Here is a 13,470-nt window from a genome sequence, read left to right on the forward strand (position 1 = left end):
AAATCGGCCACAAAAATAGCCCTTGTTTTCGTATTCTTTTTCATTCAAAACATGAGAAATATACTTAATAAAAACTAGAAAATACCTTAAGTTATATAAAATGAATCCTATAATAGACATTTCAATTAACACATCTACGCTATTTACATCGATACTTTTCAAAATAGGCTAATCCTTCCTCTAAATTTGTCAATCGTTTTAATTTTCATAAAAAAATGATAAAATATAAACATGTGTTTTCAGAATAATTAAAAACGCAGAATGAAAGCACTGTTTTAGGAGGGGTTTTGATGACTTACACGTTAGCAACTAGAATGAAAGCATTCCAATCTTCTATATTTAGTGAATTAGGAGCCTATAAAAAAGAAAAAATTGCAGCAGGTCATAACATGATTGATTTGAGCATCGGAAATCCTGATATGCCGCCCGCTGATTTTGTAAGAGAAACAATGGTACATACAGCGAGTGAGAAAGAGAGCTACGGGTATACATTATCAGGTATTCAAGAATTTCACGAAGCTGTAACTGAATATTACAACAACACTCATAACGTTTTATTAAATGCGGATAAAGAAGTTTTATTATTAATGGGTTCACAAGACGGGCTCGTTCATTTACCTATGGTTTATGCAAATCCAGGTGATATTATATTAGTTCCTGATCCAGGATATACAGCTTATGAAACAGGTATTCAAATGGCTGGTGCAACATCTTACTACATGCCTTTAAAGAAAGAGAATGATTTCTTACCAGACTTAGAAGTCATCCCTAAAGAAATTGCCGATCAAGCAAAGATGATGATTTTAAACTTCCCAGGGAATCCCGTTCCAGCAATGGCTCATGAAGATTTCTTTAAAGAAGTAATCGCATTCGCGAAAAAGCATAATATTATCGTTGTCCATGATTTTGCTTATGCTGAATTTTATTTCGATGGTAATAAGCCAATTAGCTTCCTCTCTGTACCTGGTGCTAAAGAAGTTGGTGTAGAAATCAATTCTTTGTCAAAAAGTTATAGTTTAGCGGGTAGCCGTATTGGATATATGATTGGAAACGAAGAAATTGTTCGTGCACTTACTCAATTTAAATCTAATACCGATTACGGTGTATTTTTACCAATTCAAAAAGCGGCATCTGCAGCACTAAGAAATGGCGCTGCATTTTGTGAGAAAAACCGCAATATTTATCAAGAACGGAGAGATACTTTAGTCGATGGATTCCGAACATTTGGCTGGAATGTCGATAAGCCAGCTGGTAGTATGTTTGTCTGGGCAGAAATTCCACAAGGGTGGACTTCTCTAGACTTCGCTTATGCATTAATGGATCGTGCGAATGTCGTTGTTACACCTGGTCATGCATTTGGACCTCACGGAGAAGGCTTCGTACGTATTGCACTCGTTCAAGATAAAGAAGTGTTGCAACAAGTTGTTGAAAACATTAGAAATAGCGGCATTTTCGTTCTTGAAAAAGTAAATGAATTAGTTAAAAATTAATTCCGACTCCCCTGCTTAACTTTAGCAGGGGTATTATTAATTGGAGGTACTTTCATATGCATATTAAAGACACACTTCCCCATCGTTATCCATTTTTAATGATTGATAAAGTAACAAATGTAAAACAAGATGAATTCGTTACAGGATATAAACTCATTACAAATAACGAATGGTTTATAAATGATAGTCACAAACATATGCCTCATATGTTAATTGTAGAAGCACTTGCTCAGCTTAGTGCATTTGTACATACAAGTGATTCTGAAGGACTAGGATTCCTCTCCTCTTTAGATGGAATTGAATTCCACGGAAAAGCATATTCCGGTGATAAACTTGATTTACATTATGAGCTAACGCGCAATCGCCGAGGTTTTGTTCTTGGTAAAGGTATTGCAACTGTAAACGACCAGCCTATTGTAACTATAGAAAAACTATTAATATATCAAGCAGATTAAAGTGTTCCTTATATCAGTTGGAAATATCTATTCTCAACCAATTAAGTAAATAGGAAAATATATTACGTAGTTAGGAGCAGGAAAATGGAACGTACTATCGGTATCGATGCTGGAGGCACATTAACGAAAATAGCTTATTTTAACAAAAAAAAGCTATTAACTTTTGAAAAATTTTATTCGCATGAACAACATAAAATAATAGATTGGATTAAAAACAACAATGGCATAAAACAAATATGTATTACGGGTGGTAAATCGAAACTATTACAGCAACTGCTTACAGGTTCATATAAAATAATAGAGCTAAGCGAATTTGAAGCTACTCTTGCAGGTGTCCAATTCATATTAAAAGAAGAACAACATACTATAAACAATTTTATTTTAACCAATATCGGTACAGGTACTTCTATCCATTATGTTTATAATGAACAATATATTCGCGCTGGTGGAACCGGAGTTGGCGGTGGGACTATTATGGGACTCTCAAAATTGTTAACAAATATAGATCATTTTGAAGATATAATACCTCTAACAAAAGTAGGATCTAGAAAAGAACTAGATATTACGGTTGGAGATATTTATGGTGGTATTCTTTCCCCTATCGATAATAACTTAACTGCTAGTAACTTCGGAAAAGCAGCCATTACAGAATCAAATAATAGTAGCTCCGATATACTAGCTACTGTACAAGGACTTGTCGGTGAAGTCGTTACTGCATTAAGCCTTCAATTCGCTGAAACAAAAAACATTGAACATATTATTTATATTGGTTCGACTTTATGTAATAACGTACAACTTCAACATATTATTAGTAGCTACACCGAATATCAAAATAAAACACCAATCTTTTTACAAGATGGTGGTAATAGCGGTGCAATTGGTGCATTACTTCATGCTACGAAATAAAAAGCTGACTTTTGTCAGCTTTTTAGAAATGGCACTTCAAATTCAATAATTGATTCCCCGTTCTCTCCAATTCGCTCCACGCTTATTCTATCAATCAAACAATTTAACTTCCCATGAAAACTAGGAATCTCCTTCACTACTTCAGCAGCTAATTCGGCACTTTCTTTTCTTCCGACTGTTACATGCGGGATGTACGGAATGTCTTCTTTCAAAAATTGTAATAAAGGTCCTGTATATAGAATATTATGTAGTTCCTCTATTTGTTCTTTCCCCTTTTCAACTCGTAAAAACAAATATTCTCTTTCACTTGTAATTTGATTCGTAAATTCAATTTCTATATTCTGTATCGGTTTTGATACATTTATAATATGTAATTTCAGCTCATCATTTGAAATCGAACTTTCAAATGGGAATACGATTGTTATATGCGGTGGAATTAATCCAACTAAAGGATCATGTTTATGTCTAATGTTCTCTATTTTATCGATGGACATGTTGTTTAGAAAAAGTAAAATTGTACGCATTTTTATCCCCTCAACTTTTCCTCATTATAATATGTATCATATTCTATGATAGCCTGCCCTTCAACAACTTGTTTTGCTTACCTATAAAAATAAAAAAACTTCTCAAATGAGAAGTTTTCATATAGCATGATTATTATTTTCCCGCCAAACTTTTCTAAACTTATACTTTGAACTGTTCCACCACCGGGTAAATGATTAACAATTGCAACCACATCTGAATTATTACCAACGTATGTCCCAGTATATTTCTTAAAATCATCTGACCTAACATCATATATATCTTTTATTCTTTCTCCGTTAGAACAAGCCGCAATGAATAAAAAAATTGTTAGCATAACGATCATGTTATGATGCATATATTTCATTTAGCATCCCCCATTTTTATCGATATTTCGTTAATTACAATATTTACTTTCAAATCCCTTTTTAAATATACGCATTTTAATCAAAATTAAAAATTTTCATTTTTTATGTTTACAATTATCCATTAATTGTATATACTTACTAACGTAAGAAAAAAATTCTAAAAGGAGGTCGAAGGAAATGATGAAATTACAATTACATGCATTAACTTTAGCGTTAACTGCACCTGTGTTTTCTGGACAATTAAATATGAATTCGACCACCCTAATGGAGAATTGAAAATCGTACTTTATTTCATTTAATTCATAAATTCGCCACAGGAGGTCGTATACTTTCCTGTGGCTTTTTCACGCCCAGCCATAGGAGAACTGTATCTTCCTGTGGTTTTTTTGCGCGATTTTTTAGTCTCTTACATTATTTTTCTAAGAAAGGAGCAACATTCAATGACTATTAGCGTATTGTTTTTAAGTATTACGATTCAAAGAAATACAATTTCCAAAGATGAAATTCTTCATAATGAGCAAATTGAAAAAGCTATGAATGATGTTAAGGAGCGCCAAGCACTTTACTGTGATCACCTGTAATTCCTTTTCGAAAGGAGGAATTCATTTATGACTTTTCATATTTTCTTTTTTACGACTGTACTTCAAAAACATACTTTATCTGAAACTGAAATCAATCGTAAACAACAGTTAAAACAACTGACTGATAAAATAACTGACATTAAAAGTTCATACTACACTCAAATGTATTAAAAATATATTTTAAAGGGGTAATATATTCATGAAATTTAAAGCATTCTTTTTAACAATCACCATTCAAAAACGTAAGCTTTCACAGAAAGAGATTTTACGTGAACAACACATTCAAAACATTATGGACGAAGTAAAAGAGCGCCAATCTTCTTATTACACTCGTCTTTTCTAAATCACTTATAAAGGGGTAATTATTTTATGAAATTTAAAGTATTCTTTTTAACCATTACCATTCAAAAAAATAAATTTTCCGAGTCTGAAATGCTTCATGAGCGACAAATTAATCAGGCTATGGATTCTGTAAAAGAAAGACAAAGTCATTACTGTAGTCACCTGTAATTTCTTATTACACTCGTTTTTTCTAAATCACTTATAAAGGGGCAATTATTTTATGAAATTTAAAGTATTCTTTTTAACCATTACCATTCAAAAAAATAAATTTTCTGAGTCTGAAATGCTTCATGAACGTCAAATTAATCAGGCTATGAATTCTGTAAAAGAAAGACAAAGTCATTACTGTAGTCATCTGTAATTCCAATTCGAAAGGAGGAATTCACATATGAAGTTTCACCTTTTCTTTTTAACGATTACGATTCAAAAAGAAACAATATCTCAAAATGAATTAAAACAAGAAAGACAATATAAACAAGTTATTAATGAAATTCGAGATCGTAGAAGCAAATACTACACTCACCTTTAATCGTTTAACTATATGGAATTGAAAGGAGTCGATTATGATGTTGATAGCACGCTGTAAGGAAATGATTTGGATAGTTCAGAGGGATTCCACATAGTTTTATAGAGCTTATACCACACAAGTTTATCACTGAATTTGATGTATAAAAAATATATAATAAAATCAAATCAACCCACTTTTAATTATTTATAAACAAAAGAGATACACCACTTAAAAAGCGGTGTATCTTCCTCAGTTTTTACTATTTTCGGTTACTTCTCTTCGTCTTAAACAATCTCACTAAGTTCGAAACAACTGTTTTTGTTACTGCATAAACTGGTACTGCTAAAATCATTCCGATAATTCCCGCAAAGTTACCTACCCCTAAAATTAAAATAATAATTGTTAGTGGATGAATATTTAATTTCGAGCTCATAATACGTGGTGAAATAATATTACTTTCAAACTGTTGTACAATTGTTACGATAATAATTACGTATAAGGCTTGCATCGGAGATACGAACAGTCCTACAATAACAGCTGGTGCTGCCCCGATAAATGGACCTAAGTTAGGAATGATGTTTGTAAATGCTGCGATAATTCCTAAAACGAAAGCGTACGGTAAATCGATAATTAAATAACCGATAAAAGTAAACGCACCTACAAATATACAAACGAGCGCTTGCCCTTGAATATATGCAGATAATGTTTCGTTCGTTTCCTTAATGATACGAAGCCCCTCTTCACGGTAAGACTCTGGTAATAAACTTACCGCTTTTCCTGGAAAGGCATGTCCATCTTTAAACATGTAAAATAAAATGAACGGTACAGTAAATACAACTAATGCAACGTTCGTGATAATACCAAATAAAGCCGTTGCACTCGACGTAATTGTATTTGGTATATCTTTTAAGTATTCAATCGCATTTTTTTCAATTGTTTCAATGGAAACGTAGTTTTGTGTAGATAACCATTCAAACAACCTATGATGTGATAATTCTTGTATGTATACTTTTCCCTCTTTTATGTAGCCTGGCATATTTTTTACTAAGTCCATTAGCTGTTGTGAAATCGTAGGAACAACTACTCCAACGCCAACCGCAGTTAATGTTATGATAAAAAGATATAACAGCAATATCGCTAAATTTCTAGGTACTTTTTTATTCTCCAAAAAGATTAATACAGGATTAAATATGAAGTATAAAAAAAGCGCGATTAAGATTGGGAAAAATAATGTTGATATGAAGATACCAATCGGTTGAAATAAAAATGATATTTTTGTGCAAATAAATATGATTCCTACAACCATTAGCACTTCTAATGTCCAAAAGTGCACTTTTGATTTCAAAAAAACGGCCTCCTTTAAACTAGCACTTCTCTTCATTGTACCAAAATAAGTATGAATTTCACATAATATTTTCCTTTACAATATTCCAAAATACCGATAAATACACTACAATGAGATTACATACAAATTTGCAGGTAAAGGTGATAAAAATGACACAATGCATCATATGCAGAAAAGATACGAAAGAACTTAGTGAACAATATGTCATTCCAGAAATATTATGTGGATATTATTTCACAAACTCAATTTGTGATACTTGTCATGAACAAATGACAACAAATATTGATCGTCCTTTAATTAGGCATAAATTGAGTCAATTTAAGATTGAACAAATGAAAAGACAAATTGATTCCCCACTCTATACGAATGAGCACGGTGAGGAACTTGCGGCTGCTGAGACTGATGTTGTCGAAGTAAGCGACGAAATTCTTTATTCTAATGCATTAATTATGAAACTATGTAAAAAGCACGATATTTCCTTACATAATGAAATTTGGAAAGAGGAACGTGTAACGAAAGTAGCGAGTTCTATTCAACGGGAATTACTATTAGATAACCGTAAATATAAAATGAGTATATTAAAAATGGCTTATACATTCGCTGTACAAGCAGTTGATGGCTACTTTGAAGATCAAGATGCGATTGATATTTCTACCATTCTCTCAAATGCAGATTTCGTGGAACTAAAAGAAAAAAGTATTGTACGTGATTTAAGCAAAAGTTCTTTATGGAATACGTTAAATACAAGTAGTGAAAATCATTACTTTATTTTACTTAGCGATAAAGACGGTCTGTTTTGCTTCATTCGTTTGTTTGACATCTTTGATGTTGTCGTTCATTTATCAGAAAAAAGATTTGACCTTCCATCACCCATTGTCGGTGTAAATAATGTGAATACACAGAAATTTTATGTCCAAAGTTTAAAACAGTATATGGATGGGCTGTTCAAAGAAAAAGCACCTACTATATAATAGATACCAGAACATACGGTCTCCTTTCTTGATGAAAAGACACTGTGTTATAATGAGTATGAAAAGAACAATACAATCACATAAACCAATTATAAATTGTATATAAATAAAAAAGACTAGTGTGCGGCTACACACTAGTCCACGTAACTTAGCAGATTGGATTGTTCATTTATCCTATTTGTTTCTTACAAACAAAACAACCCACATTCTATAGGCATAGGTGGGTTGTTATTTTTTGAGCTTGTCTATTAAAACGACGACGAACGTTAACAATGCAACGAGAAACAGTCCACCCTGCAGTAGCAACGCTATTTCACTCACGTATTATCACCCCCCTCCTACTTGGAGAAGTGATAATTGAACAACCAACCGCACCTTAAGTTACCCTTTGATTTTACCATATTTTCTAATAATTTACGATGAAAACCCGCAAGCGAATAACTTGCGGATTTTTTATACCCTATTAACAGGCAGTAAACAAAATGAAGCAATAAATAAGTGAAACTTTATTTCTCACTATTTTTTTAATGCATATGCATCAGCAATCATTTCACCAACAATTTTATTTTCTTCTTTCTTCTTGTCTTTCAATAATGGGAATAACAATTCTGCCACTTCATACGCTTCTTCTAAATGCGGATATCCTGATAAAACAAACGTATCAATTCCTAACGATTCATATTCTTTTATCCTTTCTGCTACTGTATGCGGATCGCCTACAAGTGCAGTACCTGCCCCACCTCTTACAAGTCCAATTCCAGCCCATAAATTAGGGCTTATCTCTAACGACTCTCTCGTACCTTTATTTAAATGTGTCATCCGTTTTTGACCAACCGAATCATATCTTGCAAATGTCTTTTGAGCAAGCTCAATTGTTTCATTATCCACATATTGAATTAAACGTTCGGCCTCTTCCCATGCTTCTTCTTCTGTCTCTCTTACAATTACGTGTAATCTAATGCCAAATCGGACTGTACGCCCCTTCTCTTCTGCAAGTTTTCTTACTTCTTCTACTTTTTCTTTTACTTGCTCTGGCGGCTCTCCCCACGTTAAATATACATTACTATGTTCAGCTGCTACTTCTTTTCCAGCAGCTGATGATCCTCCGAAATATATAGGAGGATATGGCGTTTGAACTGGTGGGAATACAACTTTACTATCTGTAACTTGAATATGTTTTCCTTCTAAAGAGATCGTTTCACCTTGCAATGTCGATTTCCAAACTTTTAAAAATTCATCCGCTGCTTCATACCTTTCATCATGATCAAGATATAATCCATCTCCTTGTAGTTCAACTGGATCTCCTCCAGCTACTACATTAATAAGCAGTCTCCCATCTGAAATTCTATCAAATGTAGATGCCATCCTCGCTGCAACTGTAGGGGACATTAGTCCTGGTCTCACTGCTACTAAAAATTTTAATTTTTCTGTTTCAGCAGCAAGAGCTGAAGCTAACACCCAAGGGTCTTCACATCCTTGACCAGTTGGAAGTAAAACACCCGTATATCCTAAATAATCAGCTGCCGCAGCAACTTGCTTATAATAACCATATTCAGCTGCTCTTCCTCGTTTTGTCGTTCCTAAATATCGACCATCTCCATAAGCCGGAATAAACCATAATAATTCCATGCCTTTACACACCCCTTATTTATTTTGAATCGTATACTAACACATTCTATATAAATTACCCCTAATAATTTATATGTTAATTCCCAGTCTCACCTTTAAAATTATCTCGCCATCTTAAAAACTTCGCTTCTAGTAAACGTACTAGAGAGTCAGAAAACTTCCCAACAAATGCAAAGATAATTATGCCGACAAATACGATATCTGTATTTGAAAATTGCCTTGCATCCATAATCATATAACCAATACCTTCTGTAGATCCCATAAGTTCTGCTACTACTAAACTCACCCATGCAACACCTAACGATAACCTTGCTCCTAGTAAAAGGTTAGGCAATGCAGATGGTAAAATGAGTTTCGTAATTAGTTTTCTTTTGCTAAACTCTAACACTCTCGCAACATCAAATAACTTTGAATCCACACCTCTAATACCTAAAAATGCGTTTACGTATAAAGGAAAAAATGCACCATCTGCAATTAATAACACTTTCGATGTTTCACCAAAACCGAACCATAATACGAAAAGTGGCGCAACAGCTAGATGAGGTACAGTTCTTAACATTTGCACAGACGGATCTAAATATTGCTCACTTCTCGTTGAAAATCCAACAATCGTTCCTAAAATGATTCCTAAGCCCCCACCAATAAAGAAACCAGCCGCAGCCCTGAATACACTAATACTTAAATGGCCGAATAACTCTCCTGTTTTAATAAGCTCTTGGAAAGCTAGAAAAATATCTAATGGTGTTGGTAAAACTGTTTTAGAAACAAGGCCGAATACGCCAGCTAACTGCCAAATTATTAATATAATAACCGGTATAGTAATCGCCCTTACTAAAACTTTTACATTTAACTTTCGCACATTCTTAACTCTGTTTTTCTCAATCGTTATACTCGCTGGTTTCATAACAGCTTTCGTATTTTCCACTTTACAAAACCTCTTTTCACTTCGCTTTCAATGCTTTTTCTACGAAAGAATTATCTACAACTTTTTCCGCCTTAATTTCTTTCTTTATAGAACCGAGCTTATATTGAAAATCCGCTGTCTTTTGTTGTTCTGCTATTATTTCCTTCGTTACCGGAACTAAAATTGGTTTGTCGTGATTAAACACTTCTTTTACGATCTCCGCATCTATCTTTTTTACAGAAGTATATACTTTTATTGCTTCATCTAAGTTAGCATCTTGCCATACACGTGCTTTCTCATAAACTTTGAGGAATTTCTCAACTAATTCTGGATGTTCTTTCGCAAATTTTGTTCTCGTAATTAAAAATTCTGGTGAAGAGACATTTAATGTTTCACCGTCTGCAATCACCTTCGCACCTTTATTTAACGTATGTAATGATATGAAAGGGTCCCAAATCGCCCATGCATCTACTGATCCTGATTCGAATGCAGGCTGCGCTTCATCTGGTTGTAATTGAATGACATTTACCTCTTTTGCATCAATCCCTTCTTTATCAAGTGCTCGATACAATAAATTAAAGGCACTACTTCCTTTTGCTACCGCAATTTTTTTACCTTTTAACTCTTTTACACTCGCAATCTTGCTATCTTTTTGAACGAGAATTCCAGTTCCTTTTCTCGCATAACTTGTATTGGCGATTTCGGTAAATCCAATACCTGCTGCTTGCGCTGAAATGACTGGAGAATTCCCTACTTCACCAAAGTCTAATCGGTTTGATGCGATTGCTTCAAAATAAGGAGGTCCACTTTGGAACTCTGTCCATTTCACTTTAACTCCTTCTTTTTTAAACTCCTCTTCAAACCACCCCTTTTTCTTTGCTAGTAATAGCGGGCTTAACCCTTGCTGTATACCAATTTGTATTGTTACATCTTCTTTCTTACTACTTGCTGTACTTTTTTCACATCCTAATAAACATACTGATATAGCTAAAGCAAAAGAAAGAATTTTAAATTTTTTATACATATAAAATCACCCTTTTCCTATATACTTGTTTGAATCAACCCTCCATATTCAAACTGCTGTAATACTTTCGTTCGAAGTTGTTGGAACGATTGAGAAGTTTTATTTCGCGGATAAGGCAAATTATTTTCAATCACTTTATGTATTTTCCCTGGTTTTGCACTCATAATGATGATTCGGTTTGAAAGATATATCGCTTCGTCTATATCATGTGTAACGAATATCATTGTTGTTTTCTTCTGCTCCCAAATATTTAGCAATACTTCTTGTAAATGACTTCGAGTAAAAGCATCCAGCGCTCCAAAAGGTTCATCAAGTAATAATACATTTGGATCTCTTAATAACGCTCTCGCTATCGCAACACGTTGTGACATCCCGCCTGAAATTTCTTTCGGATACGATTTTTCAAAGCCATCTAACCGAACGATTTCAACCCATTCTCTCACCTTATCTTTCACATACTTATCTTTTAACGACAAATCTGCCGCTATATTTTCTTCAACTGTTAACCATGGAAAAAGCCTATGTTCTTGAAAAATAAAACCTTGTTTCTTGCTCGTTTTTAAGATAGGCTCCCCGTCAATAACAACTTCACCTTCAAAATCATTATCTAGACCTGCAACAATTTTTAGTAATGTACTTTTTCCGCACCCACTCGGACCAATTACTGTAACAAAATCCCCTTCCTCTAATTGAAAATTAATATTCTCTAGCACTTGAACCGTACCAGTTTGTTTCAAAAAATATTTTGATACCCCATCAATTGAAACAGTCATTTCTTCCCCTCCTTAAAATGATTCATATAAATGAACAGATTCAGTATTTGTGCAATAAAAAAACCAAAGGCATTTTATCTGTTGATAAAATGCCTTTGGTTTCTCCAATCAGCAATACGTTATGGAATTAAGTACATATTATACAAATATTTCCGATAAGTCAACTAGGTTTTATTAAAACATACATATGATTTGTTTGAACATTTTACTTTTGTTTATTTAAACGACGTTTACTTACTATTTTTTCTGATCTTTAATCCACTGTAACCAATAAGAAAACTCACACGCTAAATGCATTTGATGGGATTTAATTAGACTATTAGGACAAAGGACTGGGAACTCAACAACTAGACTTACTTCTATCCCTGTATCAGTATCTTTAAATTGATGTCGAACTCCACCAATAGTAGTACCATCTTTCATACGTGCAACACCTGTTGATTGGTATTGATAAGATTTATCTCTCGGTGTTTTCAATCCGGTTTCGTCACCAAAAACAATGAAAAATTGAACTGGAAACGGAGAATTACCAGTAGTTTCGATAACCTCTAATTCATTTTCCCCAAAGGGTCTTAGTACATAGTGATCAGGACAAGCAGATAAATTCACTTTGTTATTTTCACGTGATTGTTCAAGCATCAAACTATCAATTCCATGTATAGCTACTTCTGCTGTAATCCCGTCTAAATAAATACTAGTTTTTGAAAATTTTCGTCTATCACCAGATAAAAGAGTGCAGATACGCATACCTAATGCACTTAATCTAAGTTTTGATTTCAACTTTTCGTACATTTCATTGTATGTATATCGCAACTTTATTTCCGTTAGCTGTTTTATCATGACGTCTGTATCATTTATTTCAAGCTCTTTATGTCCTAATGTATATAATACTTTTTTTATCCGTTCTCTTTTCCATTTTATAAGTTGCTCTTGTGAGATATTATTTCCATCGATAATAATTTTCATAAACTTTCTCCTTCCTTTTCATTGTATCGTAGTGTAGTTAATACTAAATTAACCATTTCATGTTTTGTATCTAGATTCAACTTTACTTCTGAATGAGCAATACTGCTAAGACCGTATAGAATAAACCCAGAAGCTAATAATGAGTTATCAATATAAAAAACCCCTATGTTTATTCCCTCTTCAATTACTTGTCTAATTAACGGTTGCATACGTGCGAATAATTTCTGTTCCAGTTGAAAATGTTGTTCCGTCTGAAACGAACTCACATTTTTATAGGGTGCTAACTTTTCAATAAATGTCCAAAATATATCTAGTGAATCTTTCATCTTTTGCATGACAGACCGTTCATTTGAAACAAGTATTTCTTCAATTAACTCCATATTTTTCACAATACAGTCATTTAAAACTTCATCAACAAAATTCTCTTTAGACTTGAAGTAATAATAAAATAAGCCCGTTGCTACACCTGCATGATTCACAACATCTTTTATGCCAAATCCTTTCATACCATTTTTCATATATAGTTCAAAACCAATATCCATTAACTCTTGGCGTCTTACATCTGGTTCTTTTGATATTCTTTTCATACGTCATCTCCTACAATGTTTTCACCACGACTGAATCTGATTCAATCATAAACGACTGAACTTGATTCAGTCAATATTATTTCATAAATTTAAAATCGA

General features: G+C 33.4%; 19 protein-coding genes and 1 pseudogene. 10 read left to right on the forward strand and 10 right to left on the reverse strand.

What is annotated here, in order from left to right; translation table 11 throughout:
• Positions 1 to 290: 290 nt before the first annotated feature.
• From BLT20_RS11455 to coaW, 3 genes are all read left to right on the forward strand, one after another.
• Positions 291 to 1,490, forward strand: coding sequence for an LL-diaminopimelate aminotransferase (locus BLT20_RS11455; protein ID WP_000222701.1), 1,200 nt, complete (start codon positions 291 to 293; stop codon positions 1,488 to 1,490).
• Between the two features lie 56 nt (positions 1,491 to 1,546).
• Positions 1,547 to 1,945 carry a 3-hydroxyacyl-ACP dehydratase FabZ family protein gene (locus tag BLT20_RS11460; RefSeq protein WP_000547648.1) on the forward strand — a complete coding sequence of 133 codons (399 nt, stop codon included), beginning with the start codon at positions 1,547 to 1,549 and terminating at the stop codon, positions 1,943 to 1,945.
• An 84-nt stretch (positions 1,946 to 2,029) separates the two neighbouring features.
• Complete coding sequence (gene coaW / locus BLT20_RS11465; protein ID WP_000442501.1) at positions 2,030 to 2,851, forward strand: type II pantothenate kinase; 822 nt, start codon at positions 2,030 to 2,032, stop codon at positions 2,849 to 2,851.
• A 14-nt stretch (positions 2,852 to 2,865) separates the two neighbouring features.
• On the opposite strand, the gene BLT20_RS11470 is transcribed toward coaW, so the two are convergent.
• Positions 2,866 to 3,375 (reverse strand): 2'-5' RNA ligase family protein, encoded by a 510-nt coding sequence (locus BLT20_RS11470; protein ID WP_001259210.1) that lies wholly within the window; start codon positions 3,373 to 3,375, stop codon positions 2,866 to 2,868.
• A gap of 134 nt (positions 3,376 to 3,509) precedes the next feature.
• Positions 3,510 to 3,740: pseudogene (locus BLT20_RS11475) on the reverse strand (DUF4825 domain-containing protein); the annotation flags it as partial.
• Positions 3,741 to 4,181: 441 nt separating this feature from the next.
• Here BLT20_RS11475 and BLT20_RS11485 point away from each other — a divergent pair.
• From BLT20_RS11485 to BLT20_RS11510, 6 genes are read left to right on the forward strand one after another with little or no spacing between them, the layout of a single operon-like run.
• The gene (locus BLT20_RS11485; RefSeq protein ID WP_000156193.1) at positions 4,182 to 4,322 is read left to right on the forward strand and encodes a YrzI family small protein; all 141 of its coding nucleotides are present in this window, start codon (positions 4,182 to 4,184) and stop codon (positions 4,320 to 4,322) included.
• Between the two features lie 27 nt (positions 4,323 to 4,349).
• Complete coding sequence (locus BLT20_RS11490) at positions 4,350 to 4,493, forward strand: YrzI family small protein (RefSeq protein ID WP_000142712.1); 144 nt, start codon at positions 4,350 to 4,352, stop codon at positions 4,491 to 4,493.
• A 28-nt stretch (positions 4,494 to 4,521) separates the two neighbouring features.
• Positions 4,522 to 4,665, forward strand: a complete 144-nt coding sequence (locus BLT20_RS11495; protein WP_000668963.1) for a YrzI family small protein — start codon at positions 4,522 to 4,524, stop codon at positions 4,663 to 4,665.
• Positions 4,666 to 4,691: 26 nt separating this feature from the next.
• Complete coding sequence (locus BLT20_RS11500) at positions 4,692 to 4,832, forward strand: YrzI family small protein (RefSeq protein WP_000669805.1); 141 nt, start codon at positions 4,692 to 4,694, stop codon at positions 4,830 to 4,832.
• Between the two features lie 52 nt (positions 4,833 to 4,884).
• Positions 4,885 to 5,025 (forward strand): YrzI family small protein, encoded by a 141-nt coding sequence (locus BLT20_RS11505; RefSeq protein ID WP_000669806.1) that lies wholly within the window; start codon positions 4,885 to 4,887, stop codon positions 5,023 to 5,025.
• A 27-nt stretch (positions 5,026 to 5,052) separates the two neighbouring features.
• Positions 5,053 to 5,193: a YrzI family small protein gene (locus BLT20_RS11510; protein WP_000668498.1), complete on the forward strand. Its 141-nt coding sequence runs from the start codon at positions 5,053 to 5,055 to the stop codon at positions 5,191 to 5,193.
• A gap of 238 nt (positions 5,194 to 5,431) precedes the next feature.
• On the opposite strand, the gene BLT20_RS11515 is transcribed toward BLT20_RS11510, so the two are convergent.
• On the reverse strand, positions 5,432 to 6,517 hold the full coding sequence (locus BLT20_RS11515; protein ID WP_000837892.1) for an AI-2E family transporter: 1,086 nt from the start codon (positions 6,515 to 6,517) through the stop codon (positions 5,432 to 5,434).
• Positions 6,518 to 6,666: 149 nt separating this feature from the next.
• Here BLT20_RS11515 and BLT20_RS11520 point away from each other — a divergent pair, with 149 nt between their 5' ends.
• Complete coding sequence (locus tag BLT20_RS11520) at positions 6,667 to 7,488, forward strand: HNH endonuclease (RefSeq protein ID WP_000189709.1); 822 nt, start codon at positions 6,667 to 6,669, stop codon at positions 7,486 to 7,488.
• A 228-nt stretch (positions 7,489 to 7,716) separates the two neighbouring features.
• Here BLT20_RS11520 and BLT20_RS31025 read toward each other — a convergent pair whose 3' ends face one another.
• The 7 genes from BLT20_RS31025 to BLT20_RS11555 all read right to left on the reverse strand — a co-directional run bounded on the left by BLT20_RS31025 (position 7,717) and on the right by BLT20_RS11555 (position 13,371).
• Entirely contained in the window at positions 7,717 to 7,794 is a 78-nt protein-coding gene (locus BLT20_RS31025; protein WP_098546627.1) for a putative holin-like toxin, read from the reverse strand.
• A gap of 210 nt (positions 7,795 to 8,004) precedes the next feature.
• A complete protein-coding gene (ssuD, locus tag BLT20_RS11530) occupies positions 8,005 to 9,117 on the reverse strand; it encodes an FMNH2-dependent alkanesulfonate monooxygenase (protein WP_000422246.1) in 1,113 nt (370 codons plus the stop codon).
• A gap of 76 nt (positions 9,118 to 9,193) precedes the next feature.
• Positions 9,194 to 10,042, reverse strand: a complete 849-nt coding sequence (locus tag BLT20_RS11535; RefSeq protein ID WP_000432128.1) for an ABC transporter permease — start codon at positions 10,040 to 10,042, stop codon at positions 9,194 to 9,196.
• A gap of 16 nt (positions 10,043 to 10,058) precedes the next feature.
• A complete protein-coding gene (locus BLT20_RS11540; RefSeq protein WP_000276909.1) occupies positions 10,059 to 11,045 on the reverse strand; it encodes an aliphatic sulfonate ABC transporter substrate-binding protein in 987 nt (328 codons plus the stop codon).
• A gap of 17 nt (positions 11,046 to 11,062) precedes the next feature.
• Positions 11,063 to 11,818: an ABC transporter ATP-binding protein gene (locus tag BLT20_RS11545; RefSeq protein WP_000218576.1), complete on the reverse strand. Its 756-nt coding sequence runs from the start codon at positions 11,816 to 11,818 to the stop codon at positions 11,063 to 11,065.
• Between the two features lie 237 nt (positions 11,819 to 12,055).
• Positions 12,056 to 12,784, reverse strand: a complete 729-nt coding sequence (locus tag BLT20_RS11550) for a hypothetical protein (RefSeq protein WP_000691337.1) — start codon at positions 12,782 to 12,784, stop codon at positions 12,056 to 12,058.
• Positions 12,781 to 13,371 carry a TetR/AcrR family transcriptional regulator gene (locus BLT20_RS11555; RefSeq protein WP_000822618.1) on the reverse strand — a complete coding sequence of 197 codons (591 nt, stop codon included), beginning with the start codon at positions 13,369 to 13,371 and terminating at the stop codon, positions 12,781 to 12,783. The genes BLT20_RS11550 and BLT20_RS11555 overlap by 4 nt, the downstream gene beginning before the upstream one ends.
• Positions 13,372 to 13,470 lie beyond the last annotated feature (99 nt).

The organism is Bacillus sp. cl96, from assembly GCF_900100505.1.
Classification (GTDB): Bacteria; Bacillota; Bacilli; order Bacillales; family Bacillaceae_G; genus Bacillus_A; species Bacillus_A cereus.

Coding starts and splice junctions, on each gene's coding strand:
- BLT20_RS11490 (WP_000142712.1), top strand. CDS start 4,350: ATGACTTTTCATATTTTCTTTTTTACGACTGTACTTCAAAAACATACT.
- BLT20_RS11455 (WP_000222701.1), top strand. CDS start 291: ATGACTTACACGTTAGCAACTAGAATGAAAGCATTCCAATCTTCTATA.
- BLT20_RS11510 (WP_000668498.1), top strand. CDS start 5,053: ATGAAGTTTCACCTTTTCTTTTTAACGATTACGATTCAAAAAGAAACA.
- BLT20_RS11555 (WP_000822618.1), bottom strand. CDS start 13,371: ATGAAAAGAATATCAAAAGAACCAGATGTAAGACGCCAAGAGTTAATG.
- coaW (WP_000442501.1), top strand. CDS start 2,030: ATGGAACGTACTATCGGTATCGATGCTGGAGGCACATTAACGAAAATA.
- BLT20_RS11550 (WP_000691337.1), bottom strand. CDS start 12,784: ATGAAAATTATTATCGATGGAAATAATATCTCACAAGAGCAACTTATA.
- BLT20_RS11540 (WP_000276909.1), bottom strand. CDS start 11,045: ATGTATAAAAAATTTAAAATTCTTTCTTTTGCTTTAGCTATATCAGTA.
- BLT20_RS11485 (WP_000156193.1), top strand. CDS start 4,182: ATGACTATTAGCGTATTGTTTTTAAGTATTACGATTCAAAGAAATACA.
- BLT20_RS11470 (WP_001259210.1), bottom strand. CDS start 3,375: ATGCGTACAATTTTACTTTTTCTAAACAACATGTCCATCGATAAAATA.
- BLT20_RS11495 (WP_000668963.1), top strand. CDS start 4,522: ATGAAATTTAAAGCATTCTTTTTAACAATCACCATTCAAAAACGTAAG.
- BLT20_RS11545 (WP_000218576.1), bottom strand. CDS start 11,818: ATGACTGTTTCAATTGATGGGGTATCAAAATATTTTTTGAAACAAACT.
- ssuD (WP_000422246.1), bottom strand. CDS start 9,117: ATGGAATTATTATGGTTTATTCCGGCTTATGGAGATGGTCGATATTTA.
- BLT20_RS11505 (WP_000669806.1), top strand. CDS start 4,885: ATGAAATTTAAAGTATTCTTTTTAACCATTACCATTCAAAAAAATAAA.
- BLT20_RS11460 (WP_000547648.1), top strand. CDS start 1,547: ATGCATATTAAAGACACACTTCCCCATCGTTATCCATTTTTAATGATT.
- BLT20_RS11520 (WP_000189709.1), top strand. CDS start 6,667: ATGACACAATGCATCATATGCAGAAAAGATACGAAAGAACTTAGTGAA.
- BLT20_RS11500 (WP_000669805.1), top strand. CDS start 4,692: ATGAAATTTAAAGTATTCTTTTTAACCATTACCATTCAAAAAAATAAA.